This is a genomic window from Kineococcus indalonis (assembly GCF_009906395.1).
Lineage (GTDB): Bacteria > Actinomycetota > Actinomycetes > Actinomycetales > Kineococcaceae > Kineococcus > Kineococcus indalonis.
This window is the reverse complement of sequence record NZ_JAAALM010000841.1, coordinates 1-1,104: the sequence shown is the minus strand read 5'-3', so window position 1 is coordinate 1,104 and position 1,104 is coordinate 1. Positions and strand designations below refer to the sequence as shown.

Sequence of the window (1,104 nt, the reverse complement as noted above, 5' to 3'; positions counted from 1 at the left end):
GGACCAGCCGCGCGGCGACCCGGGCGGCCAGGTCGAAGTCGAGGTACGCCGCGACGGTGCGCTCCGCCGGCGGGGTGGCCGGCGGGGTGGCCGGCGGGGTGTCCGGCAGTGCGTCCATGGCCGCACGCTACGCGGCACCGGCCGCGGGCACCGGCGGGCGGCGGGCCTCAGGAGCAGCCGCAGGCCGCCAGCGCCGCGGCGAAGCGGTCCTCGGCGCGGCGCGCGCCCCACGAGGCGCCGGGCGGCACGGCGTCGGAGAGCACCGCGAAGGCCAGCAGGCGCCCGTCGGCGTCGCGCACGTACCCGGCCAGGGAGCTGACGCCGGTGAGGGTGCCGGTCTTGGCGCGCACCACCCCGGCCGCGGCGGCGCCCTCGCCGCCGTAGCGGTCGGCCAGGGTGCCGCTGACGCCGGCGACCGGCAGGCCGCTGGCCAGGGCGGACAGCTCGGGGCGCTCGCCGGGGGCGGCCAGCACGAGCAGGTCGGTGAGCACCCGCGCCGGCAGCCGCGTGCCGCGGCCCAGCCCGCTGACGCCGTCCAGGCGCACGCCGGCGGTGTCCACGCCGAGCGCGGCGACGGCGGCGGCGACGGCGCCGGAGGCCCCCTCGAAGCTGCCCGGCAGCCCCGCGGCCAGCGCCACCCGCCGGCCGAGGACCTCGGCGAGGGTGTTGTCGCTGTGGGTGAGCATCAGCTCGACCTGCTCGGCGGTGGTGGCCGACTCCACCCGGGCCAGCTCGCGCGCGCCCGGCGCGGCCGGGGCGCGGGAGACGCCGCCGGGCGCCAGGGCGAGGCCCTGCTCGCCCAGCAGCCGGGCGAAGGTGCGCGCGGCCTCCAGGGCGGGGTCGGCGGCGCGCGGGGCGTTCGGGCCCGGGGCCAGGCGCCCCTCGTCCACGGCGAGCGGGGCGATCGGGGCGACGTAGCCGGCGGCGACGTCGCCGCCGGCCCAGCCCGGGGAGACGGCGGGGCCGCTGAAGGCGCCGTCGTCCAGGCGCACGAGCACGGGGGCGACCTCCCCCGCGGCGCGCAGCGCGGCGGCGGTGGCGGCGGCGAGGTCGGCCAGGCCGGCGTGCCCGGCCACGGCGCCGGGGTCGCCCGCGCCGGCGGAC

At 82.9% G+C, this 1,104-nt stretch carries 1 protein-coding gene; it reads right to left on the bottom strand.

From position 1 onward, the window contains the following. Positions 1-167: 167 nt before the first annotated feature. Positions 168-1,104 (bottom strand): D-alanyl-D-alanine carboxypeptidase/D-alanyl-D-alanine endopeptidase (gene dacB / locus GTR00_RS21480; RefSeq protein WP_166613528.1); only part of this gene is annotated, 937 nt, incomplete at its 5' end.